At 73.2% G+C, this 18,778-nt stretch carries 14 protein-coding genes and 1 tRNA gene; 6 read left to right on the plus strand and 9 right to left on the minus strand.

Features of this window, described 5'->3' with window-relative positions; all coding sequences use genetic code 11:
- From ACYVM4_RS11510 to ACYVM4_RS11520, 3 genes are all read right to left on the minus strand, one after another.
- Complete coding sequence (locus ACYVM4_RS11510) at positions 1-2,124, minus strand: PTS fructose transporter subunit IIABC (RefSeq protein ID WP_460668661.1); 2,124 nt, start codon at positions 2,122-2,124, stop codon at positions 1-3.
- Between the two features lie 63 nt (positions 2,125-2,187).
- On the minus strand, positions 2,188-3,162 hold the full coding sequence (locus tag ACYVM4_RS11515) for a 1-phosphofructokinase family hexose kinase (RefSeq protein ID WP_460668662.1): 975 nt from the start codon (positions 3,160-3,162) through the stop codon (positions 2,188-2,190).
- Positions 3,159-3,950, minus strand: a complete 792-nt coding sequence (locus tag ACYVM4_RS11520) for a DeoR/GlpR family DNA-binding transcription regulator (protein WP_368822649.1) — start codon at positions 3,948-3,950, stop codon at positions 3,159-3,161. Before ACYVM4_RS11520 ends, ACYVM4_RS11515 begins: the two co-directional genes overlap by 4 nt.
- Before the next feature lie 226 nt (positions 3,951-4,176).
- On the opposite strand from ACYVM4_RS11520, the gene ACYVM4_RS11525 reads away from it, so the two are divergent.
- From ACYVM4_RS11525 to ACYVM4_RS11540, 4 genes are all read left to right on the plus strand, one after another.
- Entirely contained in the window at positions 4,177-5,910 is a 1,734-nt protein-coding gene (locus tag ACYVM4_RS11525; protein ID WP_460668663.1) for an ABC transporter ATP-binding protein, read from the plus strand.
- On the plus strand, positions 5,910-7,868 hold the full coding sequence (locus ACYVM4_RS11530) for an ABC transporter ATP-binding protein (RefSeq protein WP_460668664.1): 1,959 nt from the start codon (positions 5,910-5,912) through the stop codon (positions 7,866-7,868). Before ACYVM4_RS11525 ends, ACYVM4_RS11530 begins: the two co-directional genes overlap by 1 nt.
- A complete protein-coding gene (locus ACYVM4_RS11535; protein WP_368822645.1) occupies positions 7,855-8,310 on the plus strand; it encodes a DUF3817 domain-containing protein in 456 nt (151 codons plus the stop codon). The genes ACYVM4_RS11530 and ACYVM4_RS11535 overlap by 14 nt, the downstream gene beginning before the upstream one ends.
- A 103-nt stretch (positions 8,311-8,413) precedes the next feature.
- Positions 8,414-9,016, plus strand: a complete 603-nt coding sequence (locus ACYVM4_RS11540) for a TIGR03085 family metal-binding protein (protein ID WP_368822644.1) — start codon at positions 8,414-8,416, stop codon at positions 9,014-9,016.
- Positions 9,017-9,088: 72 nt separating this feature from the next.
- Here ACYVM4_RS11540 and ACYVM4_RS11545 read toward each other — a convergent pair whose 3' ends face one another.
- From ACYVM4_RS11545 to ACYVM4_RS11555, 3 genes are all read right to left on the minus strand, one after another.
- A complete protein-coding gene (locus ACYVM4_RS11545; RefSeq protein WP_460668665.1) occupies positions 9,089-11,242 on the minus strand; it encodes a L,D-transpeptidase family protein in 2,154 nt (717 codons plus the stop codon).
- A gap of 20 nt (positions 11,243-11,262) precedes the next feature.
- Positions 11,263-11,916, minus strand: coding sequence for a hypothetical protein (locus ACYVM4_RS11550; protein WP_460668666.1), 654 nt, complete (start codon positions 11,914-11,916; stop codon positions 11,263-11,265).
- A gap of 156 nt (positions 11,917-12,072) precedes the next feature.
- On the minus strand, positions 12,073-13,128 hold the full coding sequence (locus ACYVM4_RS11555; RefSeq protein ID WP_460668667.1) for a glycoside hydrolase family 26 protein: 1,056 nt from the start codon (positions 13,126-13,128) through the stop codon (positions 12,073-12,075).
- Between the two features lie 268 nt (positions 13,129-13,396).
- Here ACYVM4_RS11555 and ACYVM4_RS11560 point away from each other — a divergent pair, with 268 nt between their 5' ends.
- On the plus strand, positions 13,397-13,669 hold the full coding sequence (locus ACYVM4_RS11560; RefSeq protein ID WP_460668668.1) for a hypothetical protein: 273 nt from the start codon (positions 13,397-13,399) through the stop codon (positions 13,667-13,669).
- Positions 13,627-14,595 (plus strand): SpoIIE family protein phosphatase, encoded by a 969-nt coding sequence (locus ACYVM4_RS11565; protein WP_460668669.1) that lies wholly within the window; start codon positions 13,627-13,629, stop codon positions 14,593-14,595. The genes ACYVM4_RS11560 and ACYVM4_RS11565 overlap by 43 nt, the downstream gene beginning before the upstream one ends.
- Positions 14,596-14,652: 57 nt before the next feature.
- Here ACYVM4_RS11565 and opgC read toward each other — a convergent pair whose 3' ends face one another.
- The 3 genes from opgC to ACYVM4_RS11580 all read right to left on the minus strand — a co-directional run bounded on the left by opgC (position 14,653) and on the right by ACYVM4_RS11580 (position 18,684).
- On the minus strand, positions 14,653-17,094 hold the full coding sequence (opgC, locus tag ACYVM4_RS11570) for an OpgC domain-containing protein (protein ID WP_460668670.1): 2,442 nt from the start codon (positions 17,092-17,094) through the stop codon (positions 14,653-14,655).
- Positions 17,095-17,577: 483 nt separating this feature from the next.
- Positions 17,578-18,162, minus strand: coding sequence for a hypothetical protein (locus ACYVM4_RS11575; RefSeq protein ID WP_460668671.1), 585 nt, complete (start codon positions 18,160-18,162; stop codon positions 17,578-17,580).
- Positions 18,163-18,607: 445 nt separating this feature from the next.
- Positions 18,608-18,684, minus strand: a tRNA-Thr gene (locus ACYVM4_RS11580).
- Positions 18,685-18,778 lie beyond the last annotated feature (94 nt).

Consider the following 18,778-nt stretch of genomic DNA (forward strand, 5'->3'; position numbering starts at 1 on the left):
TCAGGCGGTGGTCGGCACAGCGGCGGCGTCCTCGCGCGAGCGGGTGGCGTCGGCCACTCGCCCGTGCGCCCCGCCCACGTGCTTCAGGGCGACGACGACGGCTGCTGTGACCACGGTACCGACAACCACCGCGAGCAGGAACATCAGCGGGTTGCCGATCACGGGCAGAATCCACACGCCGCCGTGCGGCGCCGCGGAGGTGACGCCCGTGGCCATGCTGATCGCGCCGGTCACCGCGCCGCCGATCATGGACGCGGGGAGCACGCGCAGCGGATCGGCCGCGGCGAACGGGATGGCGCCCTCGGAGATGAAGGAGGCACCCAGCAGCCACGCGGCCTTGCCGTTCTCCCGCTCGGCCACCGTGAAGTAGCGCTTCGCCATGGTCGAGGCGAGGGCCATGGCCAGCGGGGGCACCATGCCCGCGGCGATGACCGCGGCCATGATCTCCTGCGGGGCGGTGTTGGCGACGGTCGCGGCCCCGAGGCCCGCGGCCGCGAACGTGTAGGCGACCTTGTTGATCGGCCCGCCCAGGTCCGAGCCCATCATCAGACCGAGGATCGCGCCGAGCGCCAGCGCACTGGCGCCGGTCATGCCGTTCAGGACCTCGGTGAGCCAGGCCATGAACGTGGCGATCGGACCGCCCAGGACCAGCAGCAGCAGCCCTGCGGCGAAGATCGTGGCGAGCAGCGGGATGATCACCACGGGCATCAGGGAGCCCAGCCAGCGGGGCAGCCGGGGCTGCGCCAGCCAGTAGGCCGCGAGACCGGCCAGCAGGCCGCCCACGATGCCGCCGAGGAAGCCGGCACCCATGAAGTTCGCGACCAGGCCGGCCGCGAAGCCGGGGGCGATGCCGGGGCGGTCGCTCAGGCCGTAGGCGATGTAGCCGGCCAGCGCGGGCACCAGCAGGCTCATGGCCAGGTTGCCCATCTTGAACAGGACCGCGCCGATGTACTGGGCGAGGGTGAACTCGCCGAGGTTCCAGAGGGTGGAGCCGGTCAGCACGTCGTCGGCGATGTTGGCGATGTCCGCGCCGGCCACCATGAACCCGAAGGCCATGAGCAGCCCGCCCGCGGCCACGAACGGGATCATGTAGCTGACGCCGGTCATCACCGCCTTGCGGATGCGGGTGCCCCAGCCCTCGTTCGCGCCGGTGGAGGCGCCCTGCTCGGCGTCCGCACCGGTCCCGCCCTGCACGCGCGGGGCGTTCGGGTTCCCGGCGTTGGCGAGGGCCTCCTCGATCATGACCTTCGGCTCGTCGATGCCGCGCTTGACCGGCGAGGCGACGAAGGGCTTGCCGGCGAACCGGGAGCGGTCCCGGACGTCGACGTCGGTCGCGAAGATCACCGCGTCCGCCGCGGCGATCGTGGCGGGGTCCAGCTTGGTGAAGCCCGCGGAGCCCTGGGTCTCGACCTGCAGGTCGACCCCCATGTCCTCGGCGGCGTAGGTCAGCCCGTCCGCGGCCATGTAGGTGTGGGCGATGCCGGTGGGGCAGGCCGTGACGGCCACGATCTTCTTGCCGGCGTGGGGGCCGGCGTCGCCCGTGGTCTGGGCGGCGGGTGCCGGGGCGGCGCTGCCGTCCCCGGACCGGGCGTCCACCGACGCGGGCACAGCGGCGGCGGACGTGGCGCCGGCGGCTCCCGTGCCGGTCGCGGGGGCGCCCTCGGCGGTCCCGCCGAGCCCCAGGGCGTCGTCGACGATCCGGACGACCTCCTGCTCGGACCGTGCGGCGCGCAGGGCCGCCACGAAGTCCTTCTTCATCAGCGAGCGGGCGAGCTTGGCCAGCAGCTTCAGGTGCGTCTGGTCGGCGCCCTCGGGCGCGGCGATGAAGAAGACGATGTCGGCGGGGCCGTCCTTGGCGCCCCAGGGGACGCCCTGCGGGAGCCTGGCCATGACCAGCGTCGGCTCGATCACGGCGGTCGAGCGGCAGTGCGGGATCGCGATGCCGCCGGGGATGCCGGTGGCGGTCTTGTTCTCGCGGGCGATGGCGTCCGCCAGCAGCCCGTCGAGCTGCTCCGCGCGCCCGGTGCGCTGCACCAGGGCGGCGAGCCGGCCGATGACGGTTTCCTTGTCTGCTCCCAGGTCCTGGTCGAGCGAGACCAGGTCGGGAGTGATGAGCTCGGACACGATGTCCTCCTTGAGCGGCCGGGCCGGGGCCCGGGTGTTTCGGATGAGGTGGGGTGGGACGGTTCAGCCGGAGACGGCGCGCGCGGGGAGCTCCCGCACACTGACCGCCTCGGGGGTGGTCTCGGAGAGGGCGGGGACCCGGGTGCCCGGCAGGGCGGCCGCCGCGGACCCGGAGGCCACGGCCTGCCGCAGGCACGCCGGCGGCGCGTCGCCGCGCTCCTGCGCGATGAGGTAGCCGGAGAGGGAGCTGTCGCCGGCGCCCACGGTGGAGCGCACGGCCACGGGGGCGTGGACGGCGTGCCAGGAGCCCTCCGGGACGGTGAGCACCGCCCCGCCGGCCCCGAGGGTCGTGAGGACCGCGCCCAGGCCGCGGTCCACGAGTGCCGCGGCGGTCGCGGCCGCGAGGTCGGGATCTGCCTCGAGCCGCTCCCCGTCGACCGTCCCGACGAGCTCGGCGAGCTCCTCGCCGTTGGGCTTGATGAGGTCGGGCAGGGCGTCGTCGCCGGACATGGCGCCCCGCAGCGCCGCCCCGGAGGTGTCCACGGCGAACAGGGGCGAACGCTCCCCCAGGGCCGACCGGACCCGGCGGGCGATCCGTGCGTAGACGTCCTCGGGGGCGCCGGGCGGCAGGGAGCCGGCCAGGACCACCCAGGAGGCGTCCGCGCCGCGGTGCACCAGGAGCTCGACGACGGCGTCGACGTGCTCGGGGCCCAGCGGCGCGCCCGGGGCGTTGATCTTGGTGGTGGTGCCGTCCGGCTCCGTGATCGTGATGTTCGAACGGATCGGGGCGCCCACGGGGACCGTCTCGTAGGGGACCTCCGCCGCGGCGAGCTCCGCCAGGAGCGGGTCGCCGGGGTCGCCCGGCAGCACGGCCAGGGTCGGGACGTCGCTCGCGCGCAGCGCCCGGGAGATGTTCACGCCCTTGCCCCCGGCGTCCTGCCGGGCGCCGTCGGCGCGCTGGACGGCGCCGCGGCGCAGCGGGGCGGGCAGCTCGACCGTGCGGTCGAGGGACGGGTTGAGGGTGACGGTGAGGATCACGCGATCACCACCTCGACGTCGGCCTCCTCGAGGGCGGCGGCCAGTTCCGGGCCGGGCGCCCGGTCGGTGATGAGGGTGTCGACTTCGTCGAGCGACGCGAATCGCATGAGGGTCTCCTGATCGTGCTTGGCGGAGTCGCAGAGGACCACGACCCGGCGGGAGGTCTGGATGATGGCGGTCTTGACGACCGCCTCGATGGGGTCCGGGGTGCTCAGCCCGAACGTGGCGTGGATCCCGTTGCAGCCCACGAACGCGAGGTCGGGGCGCAGCCGGGTGTAGTGCTCCGCGGCCCGTCCGCCGGCGGCGGCCCAGGTGAGCTTGCGGACGCGGCCGCCGACGAGCTCGAGCCCGATGCCCGAGGCGTCGGCGAGCTTGGCGGCGATGTGCAGGGCGTGGGTGATGATGAGCTGCTCCTGCCCGTCCGGCAGCGAGGAGTCGGTGCGGACGATGAGGTCGGCCAGGGCCTCGACGGTGCTGCCGGCGTCGAGCACGACGGCCCCCGCCCCGCTGGTGCGCAGGAGGTCGAACGCCGCCTGCGCGATCCTCCGCTTCTCCGGGGTGTTCAGGTGCTTGCGGGACGAGATGGCCTTCTCGTCGGACGTCGACTGGTCGGCGGAGACGGCGCCCCCGTGCACCCGGCGGAGCCTGCCCGCGGCCTCGAGGGCCGCGAGGTCGCGGCGGACCGTCTCCATGGTGACGTCGAAGCGGCGTGCCAGGTCCGCGCCGTTGACCCGGCGAGTCGTGAGCACCAGCTCGGCGATCTCGGCCTGGCGTTCTTCTGCGAACATGGCGTGCACCTCACGGACGGGGACAGGGGACGATCTCTGCGTTCCCTTGAGTTTATGTGAGTTCGTGTGGTTTTACCAGAGGTCGGGGTGACCCACTTCACGAAAGGCCACATTCGGCGACGGGGCCCGTTCCGGCCGGGCGGGCACGGTGTCCGCGCCCGGGCGTAGCCTGGATCCCGGACCGCCCGGCCCACCCCGCCCGTCGCCCGACCAGGAGCGGACGCCCATGCTTCTCCGTCTCGTCCGGCAGCACACCGGCCGCTACCTGTCGTGGGTCCTGGCCGTGGTCGCGCTCCAGCTCGTCGCCACGATCGCCGCACTGCTGCTGCCGAGCCTCAACGCACGCATCATCGACGAGGGCGTCGTCCGGGGGGACACCGGACTGATCCTGCGCGTCGGCGAGGTGATGCTCGGCGTCGCGCTCCTGCAGGTGGCGGCCGCCGTCGCCGCGGTGTACTGCGCGGCCCGGGCGGCCATGGGCACCGGCCGCGACCTCCGCCGCGCCGTGCAGCATCAGGTCGGCTCCTTCGGCTCCCGCGAGGTCAACCGCTTCGGGGCACCCACCCTCATCACGCGGGGCACCAACGACGTCCAGCAGATCCAGATGCTCGTGCTCATGGGGCTCAACTTCATGGTGGCCGCGCCCATCATGTGCGTCGGCGGGATCGTGATGGCCCTCCGGGAGGACGCCGGGCTCTCCTGGCTCGTGTGGGTCTCGGTGCCCGTGCTCGGGATCGCGGTGGGGGTGCTGGTGGGCCTGCTCATGCCCCTCTTCCGGCTCATGCAGGGGCGGATCGACCGGATCAACGCGGTGCTGCGCGAGCAGATCGTCGGCATCCGGGTGGTGCGGGCCTTCGTGCGGGAGGACCACGAGCGCCGCCGCTTCGCCGCCGCCAACCGGGAGCTCACCGACGTGTCGGTGCGCATCGGCTCCCTGTTCGTGCTGATGTTCCCGGTCATCACCATGATCCTGCACCTGGCCACCGCCGCCGTGCTGTGGTTCGGCGGCCAGCGGGTGGGCGCGGGGCAGATCCAGGTCGGCTCGCTCACCGCGTTCCTGCAGTACCTCCTGCAGATCCTCACGGCCGTGATGATGGGGACGTTCATGGTCATGATGGTCCCGCGCGCCATGGTGTGCGCCGAGCGCATCACCGAGGTCCTGCGCACCGTGCCCTCCCTGCGGGAGCCCGCCGAGCCCGTGGTCCCCGCCTGCCGGTCGGGCGTGGTGGAGCTGCGCGACGTCACGTTCCGCTGGCCGGGGGCAGAGGCCCCCGTGCTCGCGGGAGTGGGCCTCCGGGCCGAGCCGGGCCGGACGACCGCCGTCGTCGGCGCCACCGGGTCGGGGAAGTCCACGCTGCTCCACCTCGTCCCCCGGCTGCTGGACCCCACCGAGGGCACGGTGGAGCTCGACGGCGTGCCGCTGCCCCGCCTGTCCCACGAGCAGATCGCCGCCCGGGTGGCCCTCGTGCCGCAGCGGCCGTACCTGTTCTCCGGCACCGTGGCCTCCAACCTCCGGCTCGGGGACGCCGGCGCCACGGACGACGAGCTGTGGGCCGCGCTGCGCACCGCGCAGGCGGAGGACTTCGTGCGCCGGATGCCCGGGGGGCTCGACGCCCCGATCGCCCAGGGCGGCGCCAACGTCTCCGGCGGGCAGCGGCAGCGGCTGTCCATCGCCCGGGCGCTGGTGGCCCGTCCGGTGGTCTACCTCTTCGACGACTCGTTCTCCGCCCTGGACGTGGCCACCGACGCCCGGCTGCGCGCCGCCCTCGTGCCGGCGACCCGGGACGCGACCGTCCTGGTCGTGGCCCAGCGCGTGTCCACCGTCCGGGACGCGGACCAGATCCTCGTCCTGGAGGCGGGGCGGGTCACGGCGCGCGGGACCCACGACGAGCTGCTGAGCACCTCCGGCACCTACCGGGAGATCGTCGAGTCGCAGATCGGCGCGGAGGAGGTGGCCTGATGCCCGCGCCCGCCCCGCCGCGCAAGCCCCTGCACTTCTGGTCCTCCACCAAGCGGCTGCTGGGCCTGCTCGCACCGCGGTGGCGGGCGCTGCTGCTCGTCCTCCTGGCCGGGACGGTGTCCGTGGCGCTCAACGTCTGGGCCCCCCTCGTCCTGGGCCGGGCCATGGACGTGATCTTCACGGGGGTGATGGGCCGGGACCTGCCCGCGGGCGCGAGCCGGGACGAGGTGGCCCAGGCTCTGCGGGAGCGTGGCGAGCAGAACCTCGCGGACATGGTCTCGGCCATGGACGTCGTTCCCGGCGCGGGGATCGACTTCTCGGCGCTCGCCCGGCTGATCGCGGCGGTGCTGGTCATGTACCTCGTGGCCTCGCTGCTCATGTGGGCGCAGGGCTGGCTGCTCAACCGCCTGGTCATGCAGGTGGTCCACGACCTGCGCAACGCGGTCGAGGACAAGCTGAACCGGCTGCCCCTGGGGTGGTTCGACACCCGGGAGCGCGGGGACGTGCTCTCGCGGGTGACCAACGACATCGACAACGTCCAGACGGCCCTGCAGCACTCCTTCGCCCAGCTGGTCCAGTCCCTGCTCACGGTGGTGGGCATCGTGATCATGATGTTCGTGGTGTCGTGGCACCTGGCGCTCGTGGCCCTGGTCGCCCTCCCCCTGTCCGCGGGGGCCGCCGGCTTCATCGGGGTGCGCGCCCAGCGGCTGTTCACGGAGCAGTGGCGCGCCACCGGCGCCCTCAACGGCCACATCGAGGACTCCTTCTCCGGCCACGAGCTGATCAGGGTCTTCGGCCGCGAGCAGGAGACGGCCGAGCGCTTCGACGAGCGCAACGAGGAGCTGTACCGGGCGGCCTTCGGAGCCCAGTTCGTCTCCGGCACGATCATGCCCGTCATGCAGTTCATCTCCTACCTCTCCTACGTGGGCATCGCCGTGCTCGGCGGGCTGCGCGTGGCCTCCGGGCAGCTGAGCCTCGGGGCGGCGACCGCGTTCATCCAGTACTCGCGGGAGTTCACCCAGCCCCTGTCCCAGATGGCGGGCATGGCCAACACCCTGCAGTCCGGGGTGGCCTCCGCGGAGCGCGCCTTCGAGCTGCTCGACGCCCCGGAGCAGCGGCCCGACACCGCCCGCGCCCGCCTGCCCGAGCGGTCCCCGGGCCGTGTGCGCTTCGAGCACGTCTCCTTCTCCTACGTCCCCGGGACGCCGCTCCTCCAGGACCTCACCCTCGAGGCGCGCCCCGGCCGGACCGTGGCCATCGTGGGACCCACCGGCGCCGGCAAGACGACCCTCGTGAACCTGGTGCTGCGCTTCTACGAGCTCGACGCCGGGCGGATCACGCTGGACGGCGTGGACATCACCGACCTCCCCCGAGCCGAGCTGCGCTCCCGGATCGGGATGGTCCTGCAGGACGCCTGGCTGTTCGTCGGGACCATCCGGGAGAACATCCGCTACGGGCGGCAGGACGCCACGGACGAGGAGGTGCTCGAGGCCGCCCGGGCCACCCTCGTGGACCGCTTCGTGCGCGCGCTGCCGGAGGGCTACGACACCGTGATCGACCCGGAGGGCAGCAACGTGTCCGTGGGCGAACGGCAGCTCATCACCATCGCCCGGGCCTTCCTGTCCGACCCCTCCCTGCTGATCCTGGACGAGGCGACGTCCTCGGTGGACACCCGCACCGAGCTGCTCGTGCAGCAGGCCATGGCCGCGCTGCGCAGCGACCGGACCTCGTTCGTCATCGCACACCGTCTCTCCACCGTCCGCGACGCGGATATCATCCTGGTGTTGGAGGACGGCCGGATCGTGGAGCAGGGCACCCACGACGACCTGCTCGCCGCGCGGGGCGCGTACGCCGCGCTGTACGCGAGCCAGTTCGCGGCGCCGACGGTCCCCGACGACGTCCCCATCGCCCACCAGCCCCTCGACGTGCAGGAGAGCACCGCCCATGACACCCCGTGAGCTCTACGGACGCTTCGCCCTCGCGGAGGCGGTGACCTGGACGCTGCTGATCCTCGGCATGGTCCTGAAGTACACGGGGGTCTCGGAGGCCTTCGTGCCCGTCTTCGGCATGCTGCACGGGATCGTGTTCCTGGGGTACTGCGTGGTGACCTGCTTCGTCTGGGTGGACCAGCGGTGGTCCGCCGGGTTCGTCGCACTGGGCCTGGCCAGCGCCGTCGTCCCGTACGCCACGATCCCCTTCGAGCGCCGCGCGGAGCGCACGGGCCGGCTCGCCGGCGACTGGCGCCTGGCCCCCGGCGGCGACCGTCCCGGCACCGCGCTGGAGAGGCTGGAGGCCTGGTCCCTCCGCAGCCCGTGGCTGGCGGTGGCGGCGGGCGTGGCCGTGGTCGCGGGGCTCGCCTCGGTGCTCCTGTACCTGGGGCCGCCCGTCCCCCGCGGCTGAGCCCGGTCCGCGCCGCGCCGGTCACGGATGAGCTCGCACCCGGTATAGCGTGGTCGTCAGGACGGCCCCGCCGACCGACGGCGGCGCCACGAGGAGGATCCACGTGACCAATTTCGCCAACGTCGAGCGCCGGCACCTCGCCGCGCTCCTGCGCCGAGTGGGCCCCGACGCCCCGACCCTGTGCGAGGGCTGGAGGACCCGTGACCTCGCCGTGCACCTCGTCCTGCGCTCCGGGCGTCCGGACGTCCTCGCCGGCAGGGTGCTGCCGCGGGTGCCCGTGCTGGGCGAGCGCGCCCGCCGCACCGAGCAGGCCGTCGCCGGCCAGCCGTGGGACGAGCTCGTGCGGAAGGTGGAGCACCCCCCGCTGTACTCGCCGGCGCGGCTGGGGCCGGTGGACAAGCGGATCAACACCGTGGAGTACTTCGTCCACCACGAGGACGTCCGCCGCGCCCAGCCCGGCTGGCACGAGCGCCCGCTGCTGCACGACGAGGAGCAGACCCTGTGGCGGTCCCTGACCCTGGTGGCCAAGGTCATGCTCAAGGACGAGGACGACACCGTGGTGCTCATCGCCCCGTCCTACGGCGCCGTGCGCGGCGGCCGCGGCAGGACGGGAACCGTGCGCGTGCTGCGCGCCGTGCCGAGCGAGCTGCTGCTGTGGACCTTCGGCCGCCGCGAGCAGGCCAAGGTGGAGCAGACCGTCGAGTAGTCCGCGCTCCCGCACGGACGTCAGGAGGGGGACCGCGCACCGCGTGGTCCCCCTCCTGGCGTTCTCCGCCCGTCAGCGGAACAGGTCCGCCCGGACGCCCATGATGATCCGGTCACCGGGCCGCGCGGTGCGCATGTACCTGGCGACCTCGTGCTCGTGCAGGGCGATGCACCCCGCCGTGGGCTTCTTGTTCGCGTGCAGGAAGATCGCGAAGCCGTTGCCCTGGACGATGGACGAGTCGGGCGGGCGGTTGTAGTTGATCACCACGCCGAGCCGGTAGTCGCCGGACAGCGAGAAGTACCACATGTTCTCGTCCGGCCAGGTGTAGCCGGTCGACTCGAAGTACTTGTTGTAGAGCGTGCCCAGGCGCCCGCCCCACCGGGAGTTCGGGTTGAGCTGCCGGTAGGGCAGGGCGGTGCCGGGGTTGTAGACCCCGAAGGACTCCGTGACCGAGTACGAGCCCTGCGGCGAGAACAGGTACTGCGTGTGTCCCGAGGGCACGCCGGGCCGCTTGAACCCGCTGGCGCCCACGTAGGCGGACGTCCGCCACTCCTCGACGTAGCTGCCGCCGATCCGCACGCAGTTGACGAACGTGGCCTGCGAGCGCCCGTAGCCCTCGGCGATGGTCAGGGACACGCGCGCCGCGTTGCGGGTCGGCTGCACGGAGCGGCCCGTGTTGAGGTGGTGGCACTCGCCGCGGAACAGGTGTGTCCGGGCCCCGGTCGCGCGGCTCCAGGTGACGAGTCCCCGCTGGAACTTCTGGTGCACGGTCCCGCTTCCGACCTCGTCCGTGACGGGGTAGCCGAGCGACCCCCGCTGGCGTCCCGTGGCGATCCACCGCAGCCCGATGGCGCCGTTCGTCCTGACCGCCCGCGCCCCCGTCCCAGAGCTCCAGTAGATGGTGTGCGACCGGGTGAAGGACTGCCGGCACCCGCCGCCGGCCAGCCCGCAGACCTCGTCGGTCGCGGGGTAGCCGTAGGTGCCGGCCTCGCGCCCGCCGAGGGCCCACTTGTAGCCGATCGCGCCCCGGGTGTTGACGGTCCGCGCCCCGGTGGACGAGGTCCAGTAGATCGTGCGGGCTCCCGCGAAGGACTGCCGGCACCCGCCGGCCGGCCCGCAGACCTCGTCGGTCGTGGGGTAGCCGTAGGCCCCGGCCTCGCGGCCAGCGAGGGCCCACTTGTGGCCGATCGCGCCCCGGGTGTGCACGGTCCGCGCCCCGGTGGAGGCGCTCCAGTAGATCGTGCGGGCCTTCGAGAAGGACTGCCGGCACCCGCCGGCAGTCAGGAGGCAGGACTCGTCGTCGACGGGCCAGCCCACTGCGTCCACGCCGCCCGCGGAGATCCACCGGTGGCCGATCGCGCCCCGCAGCTGCACGAAGTGCGCGCCGTGCGCGGCGGACCACAGGACCACGCCCCTCTGGTGCGGCCACTCCCAGCCGTCCTTCCAGGGACGCATCGGCGCGGTCGGCTCCCCGGTCCTGGTGGCGGCCCGGGCCGCGGCGGCCTCCAGGGCCTGCCGGACCTCGGCGGGCACGTCCGCGTTCTCCGCTGCGGCCGCGGCCGCGGTCTCCCGCGACTCCGTCTCCGGTGCGGCGGGCCGCTCCTCGGCGGGCTCCGCGCCCCGGGAGGGCTCCGCCGTCGGCTCGGCAGGGACCGCCGGTTCCGTCGCCTCCGCCGAGGTGGTCGGCTCGGCCGCGGCGCCGGGGGCGATCGTGAGCACGGCCCGGGCCGCGGCACCCGTGGGGTCCACCACGGCATAGGCCACCTCCACGGAGGGGGCGTCGGCCGGCCGGTCCGGAGCCGGCGTCAGGGCGAGGACCGGGTGGTCGGGGACCTCCCAGCCCTCCGGCAGAGCACCGGGCTCCGTGCCCGGGGACACCACGCGCAGGGACCCGAGATCCGTGCGCAGCTCGTCGACGAGCTCGTCGTCGGCCTCGCGGGCCGCGGGGTCCACGAGCAGGAGCCGCGCCGTCGCGGGATCCTCGAGGCCGTCGTTGGCCAGGACGTCGACGAGCGCGGTCCTGCTGTCTGGCACGCTGGACTCGTCGTCCGCCGGATCGAGCCGCACGGTCGCCGCGACGGCACCCGCCGCGGGATCGGGAGCCGTCGTCGGACCGGCCGAGACGCCGGGCGCGGACGGCGCCGCGGACGCCACGGGGGCACCGGCGAGGACGACTGCGAAGCAGGCCGCGACCGCGGCGGGGATGCGCAGAGCTGAGATCTTCATGGGGGGTCCCTTGCTGGGCTTCAGTCGGTGAACTCGACGTAGTGGTCGGGGGTGGTGCTGTCGAAGACGCGGACGGCCAGGTCGGCGTCGTGCTCCGCGGAGAAGGCGACCTCGAGGGAGGCGCTGTCCCCGGGGGCGATGGTCGGGAAGGTCTCCATCCGCACGCCCAGGGAGTCGTCGAAGACGGGGGTCGCCGGCTCCTCCCCGTCGACGGCGACCGGGAAGGACCACGGCACGGCGTCGACGGGGGTTCCGCCCGTGTTGGTGAGGGTCAGTGTGAACACCTGCACCGGGGTGCCGGGGGCGGCCCGGACCGGACGCTCGCCGGTGGTGCCGGGACGGGGGCCCTGTACGACGGCCTCGAGGGAGGCGTCGAGCCGCTGGGCAGCGCCGAAGGAGCCGGCGGCGTCCCGGGTGGAGGTGTCGTCGTAGGGGGCCACGTCGTTGCCCGACGGGACCGGGCTGCTGCGCGGCGTCTCCGGCGCGGTGCTGCCGGTCTCCGCGGGCGAGGACCCGGCCGTGGACCCGGCCGTGGCCGCCGGCGGGCTCGCGCTGGACGCCGCGGTGGTGCCGGCCCCCTGCTCCTCGGCGCAGCCCGCCAGCACGACGACGAGCAGCGCCGCGCAGACGGGCCCGAGCCGGCGGCCGGGCGGTGAGGGGAAGGGTACTGCCATGGGGGGACTCCTCGACACGGTCCTGGGGGGGACCGACCGGCGCCACGCCGCCTCCAGGTGGGCGGTGGCGTGGCGCCGGTCGCTGGGGGTCACGCTACACGCAAGGTTTGCTTTCGTGATCCGAATGACACCGTGTGGCGCGCGGCGCCGCGGTCGTCACGGGCAGGGGCGCTTGGCGAGCTCGGCCGCGAGGGACTGGGCCGATGCGGTGGAGGAGTTGATCCGCCAGTCCACCTCCTTGTCGAGGTGGAACCAGACGAGCCCCGTGACGTCGGGCTGCTGGGCCAGGTAGTACACCAGGTGGGCGTTCCACTCGGCCTTGGACCCCCCGGCCTCGGCGGTGGCGGTCTCGGCGATGACGATCTCCTTGCCGGGGGCCAGGCGCCGCATCTCGGACAGCCCGTAGGCGAACAGGTCCCACGGCTGCTGCCAGGTGGACCAGGTCTGGGAGGTGCCCCAGTTGTAGCCGTCCAGGGCCACGACGTCGACGTAGTCGGCACCGGGGTAGAGCCCGTCCAGGGGCGTGGACCCGTAGTAGGGCACGTTCGGGTTCCACACCCACTGGACGTTGTCGGCCCCCGCCCGGGTGAAGATGTCGTGGACGTGGCGCCAGGCGGCGACGTAGTCCCCGGCGCCGTTGCCGTTGACGCCCTCGGCCCACGGGTACCAGTTCCCGTTCATCTCGTGGCCGAAGCGCAGCATCACCGGTGATCCCCAGTCGGCCAGGCGGGTGGCCCAGTCGGTGATGTGGGCGTCGTGGGCGCCGGAGGCGATGGCGTCCAGGGAGTGGGCCGGCTGGTCGATCCCGCCGCCCCAGGCCCACGGCTCCCAGGTCAGCAGGGTGGTGGCCCCGGCCGCGCGGGTCTGTTCGAGCTCCCAGTAGGGGACGGGCTGGGTGAAGTCCTTGTAGGAGAGCACGATCGACGGCTTCTCCCCCGTCAGCGAGGCCACCTCGGCGAGCTCGGTGGAGGCTGCGGGACCACCGGCCGTGCCGACACCGAAGCGCAGGGGGCACGTGCGGACCTGGGGTTCGGTGGGCGCGACGGCGACGGACCTGACCGGTTTCTTCGCGGCCGCGAGCATCGCCGATCCGGTCGGGAGATGGATCGAGGGCGCCGCGTGCGCCGCGGGGACGGCGACCAGCGCCAGGGCCACGGCGGCGGCCGCCGCCGTGAGGGAGCGCAGGACACGAGGGGGAACAGGAGCAGGCATGGGGGCCTTCCGACGGGAGCGGGCTCTCCGCCGACGGCGGGCGCGCTGGGGGGGTGTCTCGCACGGAGCAACGAGGATTAGCAGGCGCAAACTACCATCCGGGGGCGGCCGCTCCCCCACGCCCCTCCGGGCCGCGTCATACGTGCTGACCGGAGGCGGGGTCCTCCCGTCATGAACGGGGGCGGCCCGTCCACGCGCTGCCTCCTGCAACGGCGCGGAGGCGAACCCGTTCCGGCGCCCGGGCCGCGCCCTCGAGGAGGGTGGTGACATGTCCTTGGAGCTCGCCGATGCCACCGCCTCCCGTCAGCGAGTGGAGGCGTTGCACGCCCTCAACGTGCTGGACGCGCCTCGTGAGCAGCGCTACGACCGCATCGTCCGGCTGGCGCAGCGGGTGTTCGACGTGCCCACGGTGGCGGCGAACCTCATCGACGCGGGCCGGCAGTGGACCAAGGCCGAGGCCGGTCTCGACGGGCTGGAGAACACCCCGCCGACGACTCGATGTGCCGCCACACCGTGGAGCGGCCGGGCGCCCTGGTCGTGACCGACACCACCGCGGACGACCGGTTCCGCGACAACGTCTTCGTCCGCCGGGACCCGCACGTGCGGTTCTACGCCGGCCGGCCGCTGGAGGCGCCGGGGGGTGAGCGGATCGGCTCCCTGTGCCTGTTCGACACGAGACCCCGTCCCCTGAGCGACGGCGAGCAGACGCTGCTGCGGGAGATGGCCGGCTGGGTGGAGCGGGAGCTGGCGCTGCAGGACGAGCTGGACCGTGCCGCCCAGGTCCTGCAGGTGCTCATGCCCCGCGCGGCGCCCCGCGTGGACGGGTACCAGCTGACCGGCCGGTGCGTGCCCACCCAGGCGATCGGCGGCGACTTCTTCGCCTGGCACCTCCTCGACGACGAGCAGCTGCAGCTGCACGTGGCCGACGTCATGGGCAAGGGCATCCCGGCGGCGCTGATCGCCGCCTCCGTGCGCGCGATGCTCGTGGGCGCCGCCCAGTTCAACGACCAGCACAAGAGCTTCGCCCGGGTCGCCGTGGCGTCGCAGGAGCTGCTGTGCGACACCGGCGCGTTCGTCACCGCGTTCTCCGCCCGCCCGGACCCGGCCACCGGACGGGTCCAGTACGTCGACGCCGGGCACGGTCTCGCCTTCGTCTTCACCGCCGACGGCTGCCGCCGGCTGGAGCGGTCGGGTCCCCCGCTGGGCGTCTTCCCGGACGACACGTGGGACCTGCACAGCACCGTGCTCCAGCCGGGCGAGACGCTGGTGGTGGTCAGCGACGGATTCCTCGACTTCTTCCCCTCGCTGGAGGAGACCCTCGACCGGGCTGTCGGCGCCGAGATCCACAGGCTGCCCGTCGCGGAGCTCGTCGACCGCGCCGTCGCCTTCGCCCGCTCCCAGGGGCACCCCGACGACGTCACTGTGGTGGCCCTGGGCCGCACCGCGCCGGATGCCCGCCGCGCTTGACCGGTCGCGCGCCTGAGCAGTTGCGCGGGAGCGTCCGCGCCGGGCCCCCGCGGGAGCTCACCGGGGGACGAGCCGGAACAGGAATCTGGTCCGGACCATGACCCACAGCAGCCCCAGGACCACGACGTAGGCGGCGGTGTTGAGCCACAGGTTCCCCTGCTGGAGGGCGGGCACGTTGGCCACGGCCAGGATCAGGAACACGTGCACGATGAACACGTAGAGCGTGGCCTGTCCCAGCGGGACGAGGAACCACCCGAGCGCGCGCTCGAGCGGCCTCCAGTAGGCGCTGAGGACGGCGTAGCCGGCGATCACCACGAGCAGCACGTTCACCAGCCGGCCGATCCCCAGGTAGGTCCGCCCGAAGAAGGCGTCGTAGACCGCCCGGAACGTCGACTCCGGCAGCAGGGCCAGCCGGACGTCGTAGGCGTTGGTGAGGTACGGGCTGGACCAGGCGAAGATCGCGCAGGCGACGGCCAGCACGAGGCACGCGGCGAGGGCGGGGCGCCGCCGGCGGTGGGAGAACCAGGCGACGATCTGCTGCCGGTGGTGACCGGCCGTCATGCCGATGACGAACAGCACCTGCCACACCAGCAGGGGGAACGAGTCCTCGAACTGGGACGGCAGCAGCCGGATCCGGAAGGCGGTGCCCGCCGCGTACAGGGCCAGACTGACCGCCAGGACCAGCCACGCACGCCCGCGCGCCAGGGCGGCCAGCACCAGGGGGCTCGCCAGCAGCAGGATCACGTACAGACCCATGATGTTGAACTGCCACGGACCGATCTGGAGCAGGAACAAGGACGGGATCAGGTGGGCGGGGACGGGGAACTGCAGGAAACCCTCCATCCCGGAGTAGAGGTCGTAGGTGGCGCCCGCGGCCCCGGCCCCCGCGGCACCGGTCCCCTGGTCCGTGAACGTGGTGACGGCTCCCGCGTCCAGGAAGGGCAGCAGACTCAGTCCGTAGACGGCCAGCACCACGACCAGGGCGGTCACGTAGAGCTTCCACGCCCGCGAGGCGGTGCGGTCCACCACCGTGCCGAGGTCGTCCTTCGCCCGCGGTCCGTGGACCATGCCCAGGACCGCCCCGGAGAGCAGGACGAACAGCTCTGCCCCCGAGACGACGCCGACCGTCTCCTGGGTCAGCAGCTGGAACACGGAGGTGATCCCCACGTGGTTGACGACCACGAACACGATGGCCGCTCCGCGCAGCATGTCGATGCGGACGTCCCGGCGGGAGGCGTCCGCGTACGCCCACGCCCTGGCCGGTCCCCGGAGCGGCAGGAGCCAGACGAGCAGGCCCACGGCGAGCACGGCCAGCACCACACCCCAGGCGGCCGGACCCTCGAGCACGGACCCCGCCGCCGCCGGGTCGGCGCCCGGGAGCTCCGCCGGTGCTGTGACCGGCCCGCTGACCAGGACGGAGTCCTGCAGCCGCTCGCCGACGGCCGCGGCCAGTCCGGGGTCGGCGGTGACCCGCCAGTCGACGGTCACCGCGCCGTCGTCGCGCTGCTCGACCGTCTCGTTCCACACGATCGCGCGGACGCGCTCGTGGTCGCCGGTGGAGGCCGTCGCGAGGACCTGGTCCCACCAGGCCTCCTTGACGTCCCGTTCGGACGGGCCGCCCGTGCCCGGGCTGTAGAAGGCGCCGGTCTCCACCATGAGCGGTTTCTCACGGCCGGCGGCGTACGCGGCGTAGAAGTCGTCCTCCCCCGCAGGCCCCGTGTCCTCCCCGGAGCCCAGCAGGGCGCCGAACTTTCCCGGCGCGGGCAGGACGTTGCGGGTCGGCCCGGTGCCGGTCTCGTCGTGATAGGCGACCAGTCCCACCCAGTCGACCACGTCGTCGCCCGGGTAGTAGGGGCCGTAGGGGTCGTCGTCCTCGTCCCAGACCCCGTCGCCGTTCGTGTCCAGTGCTGCCGGCTCACCGCCCTGCGGCGGGGTGCTGGACGCGTCCCGGAAGGGGTAGTCCGTGCCGGCCGCGGGCGCCCAGACCATGACCGGGTCCCCGAGCTCGGCGTCCAGCGCGCTCGCCACCGTCCGGAACGCCTCGGTGTACGCCCGGGGCTGCTGTCCCCACGGCACCCAGGTGGTGTTCATCTGGGGGGCGAAGCGGACGAAGACCGTGCCGGGGAACCCCTCCGCGGCGTCCGCCAGCTGCCCCGCCAGGACGGCGGCCTGCGCCTCGTCCACCCGGCTCAGCGCGATCTCCGGACGGACGGTCAGCAGGGCGTGGGCGCCCTGCCCGGAGACCTGGGAGAGGTAGTCCCGCAGGTGGCCCTGCTCCTGCTCGCTCATCGGCAGCGGAACGGGCCTGCCGTAGACGGCTGCCGGCGCGCCGAGACGCTCGGCGTGGTCGGCCGCCGTGTCCGTGCCCCAGTCCAGCAGCGCCCCCAGGTACGGGCCGCCCTCGGCCCCCTGGTCCTCCGCCGCCCGGACCGCCCCGGCGGGCACGAGGAGGAGTCCGAGCAGCAGCAGGATCAGCGCCGCCGGGGCCAGGGGGCGCACGCGTCGTCGGGCGATGGGTACCAGGGTGCCCTCCAGGGTCGGTCCGGGCGCGGCGTCGTCCGCTCGCAGGGGGACCGTCGCCCGGGGGCGCCGAAGCGGCCGGGGGTGCTGCCGCGGACGACGGACGTCACGGGGAACAGCTCTTCCCGCGTGCGTCCACCGATATCACCACGGCGCGGCACCGGACGTGCGGAGGCTCGGGCCCGTGTCCCCGGAGCTTTCCTCCGGCGGGCGCCCCGGGCTCCCCGCGGGCCGTGCCGGAGGGCCCGGTCCGCGGAATGCGGCGGCGCCGGGCCGGCGCCGTCCTCGAGCTCACGGCGCCGGTCGACGGAGCCGGCACCGGCTGGTGTCCCGCACAGGGGAGCGCTCCGTCCCCCACGGGACGGAGCGCTCGTTCCCTGGGCCGGCGAGCGGCCCTGGGGACGGCGGCCGCGCCCCTCGCCCACGGGCACCCCGTGCGCGTCGGGCCGGCAGCCGACCGGCTCAGTGCTTGTGGTCGTGCTCGTCGCCGTCCTTCTGGTGCGAGTGCTCGCCCTCGTCCTTCATCTCGTCGTGGTGCTTCCTGCTCTTCCAGTTGTCGTCGTCATAGAAGTGCCACTTCTCGTGCTCTTCGCAGTACCACCAGTGATCCTCGTGGTCGGTGTCGTCGTAGTTCTTGTCGTGATCGTGCCGGTCATGCCGATCGCGGTCCCAGTCCTTGTCCCAGTCCTTGTCCCGGTCCTTGTCCCGGTCCTTGTCCCAGTCCTTGTCCCAGTCCTTGTCCCAGTCCTTGTCATGGTCCTTGTGGTCCCGGCCGCCACGGTCCCGGTCGCGCTCGTCGTAGTCGTGCTTCTTGTCGTCGTCCCGCCCGTCGTGGCGATCGTCTCGCCCGTCGCGGCGATCGTCCCCCTCATGACGATCGCCACGCCGGTCATCCTCTCGATGCCCGCCACGCCTCTCGTCGTATTTCTTCTCGCCGTTCCTGGACCTATCATCCTCATACCCCGCGACCGCCGGGGTGGCAACCGTTCCTCCCACGAGGGCGGCGGCCATGGCCGCACCGACGAGGGTCCTCCGCAGATTGCTCATTGCTGCTCCTGTGGAAAGGGCACGACATGGGGATCGTCATGCGATGGAGATGTTCCGAGACCTGGGCAAGAGGTCTCACCTATGAGATAGGTATGAACACCGTAGAAGTGACCTGAGTTACGGTTCAAGACACCGGTCAGGGCCACCACGATCACGGTTCCGTCTCGTGGCATCCCCGGAGCGGCATGTCGTGCCCGGACCCTCGTCGGCGTGGTCCCCGCGCGGTCGGGTCCGCGGCCGTCGCCGGAACCGGGACCTCGGGATCCCCGTGCTGGCGCGGATTTCTCCCGGGCTCCTCACCGTCGCACAGCCCTCGAGCGCATCCGGGGCGAGGGCAGCACCCTCTCGACCGAGAAGCGGAAATCAGCAAGCTTATAACTCACGCTGAGACCTCAGCGCAACATGTGACGTCATGTGTGGTCGCGAGTGCAACATCGCGGACCGGTGGAGCCCCCTACCGGATTCGAACCGGTGACCCCCTGTTTACAAGACAGGTGCTCTGGCCAGCTGAGCTAAGGAGGCGAAGCCGCCCTCGGGCCTCCGCACGGATGCGGCCCGAGCGGCCGGTCCCTCAGGATATCGGACGCGTCGGGAGACCCAGAAATCCCTGGCCGCC

It is taken from the genome of Kocuria himachalensis (assembly GCF_054784195.1).